Origin of the sequence: Streptomyces klenkii, from assembly GCF_003626645.1 — a bacterium.
GTDB classification, from domain to species: Bacteria; Actinomycetota; Actinomycetes; order Streptomycetales; family Streptomycetaceae; genus Streptomyces; species Streptomyces klenkii.
In genome coordinates this window covers 1-1,258 of sequence record NZ_RBAM01000112.1, presented here as the reverse complement: position 1 = coordinate 1,258, position 1,258 = coordinate 1, and the positions used below count along the sequence as shown (strand labels likewise).

The following is a 1,258-nucleotide window of genomic DNA, read 5'->3' as shown; positions in this document are numbered from 1 at the left end:
CGCGGTGATGCCCAGCTGCGAGCCCGCCAGCATCAGCGACAGCTCGTGCATCCCGGCGAGCGCCGCCTTTGCGCCCCGCGCGCCCTCGGCCACCGCCTGCTCCATCCGGTGCCGCTTCGCCGCGACCAGTGCGAACTCCGCCGCCACGAAGAAGCCGCTGCCCACCAGCAGCCCGGCCGTCACCAGAATCGCCGCCTGCGGGCTCACGAGGGCTGCCCCTCACGCTCGCGCACCTGCTGCTCGCGCGCCCCCGCGCGCGCCTCCGGGGCGGGGATCATGCGCTCGCGCACCGGCTCCCCGGCCGCCGGGGCCTCCGCGCCGCGCTGCGCCGGCGCGCTCACCCGCGCGCCCGCGCCCGCCGCGGCCGTTGCCGTCGCCGTTGCCAGACGGATCCGCGCCGGCACCCGCCGGTCCAGCGAGAGCACCTCAAGACGCGCCACCGCGCCCTCGCCCAGATCCACCTCGATCACGTCCCCGGCCTGCGGAAAACGCCCGGCCCGGTCGATCACCAGGCCCGCCACCGTCTCGAACGCGTCGTCCTCCGGCAGCGGAACGCCCGTGGCCTGCGCGACCTCGTCCACCCGGCGGCCGGCGTCCAGCAGCCAGCCCCCGCCGTCGCGCACCGCCCACTCCACGACCAGGTCGCTCTCGTCGGCGATCTCGCCCACCAGCTCCTCGGCGATGTCCTCCAGGGTCACGATCCCGGCCAGGCCGCCGTACTCGTCCAGCACCACCGCGAACTCCTCGTCCGCGGCCTGCATCTGCTCCACCGCCCCCGGCAGCGGCAGGGTGTCGGGCAGCAGCAGCGGACGGCGCGCGAGCGCCCCCGCCGTGCGCCGGGTGACACGTTCCGGCGCCACCCGCATCAGCTCCCGGACCCCGACCACGCCGACGATGTCGTCCACGCGGTCCCCGATCACCAGGTAGTGCGAATGCCCGTAGGTGCTGATCAGGCCGACCACCTCGGAGGCCGGCTCCGAGGCCCGCACCGAGGCCACGTCCACCCGCGGCACCATCACCTCGGCCAGCGTCCGCTCCGAGAACCCCAGGGCGTGGTCCAGCAGCTCGGCCGTGGCGTGCGGGAGCTGCCCGCGCTCGTGGGAATCCCCGATCAGGTGCCCCAGCTCCTCCAGCGTCGCGCCGTGGTGCAGCTCCTCCAGCGGCTCGATCCCGAGGCGGCGCAGCAGCCGGTTCGCGGAGGCGTCGAAGACCCGGATCACCGGGCCCGCGGCCTTCAGGTAGAGAAGGGTGGAGGCGG

Annotated in this window: 2 protein-coding genes; both read right to left on the bottom strand. The window is 75.7% G+C overall.

Going from position 1 to position 1,258, the window contains the following annotated elements:
* Window positions 1-207 (bottom strand): CNNM domain-containing protein (locus D7231_RS35025; protein ID WP_120760409.1); only part of this gene is annotated, 207 nt, incomplete at its 3' end.
* Window positions 204-1,258 (bottom strand): transporter associated domain-containing protein (locus D7231_RS35020; RefSeq protein ID WP_120760407.1); only part of this gene is annotated, 1,055 nt, incomplete at its 5' end. The genes D7231_RS35020 and D7231_RS35025, both read right to left, overlap by 4 nt.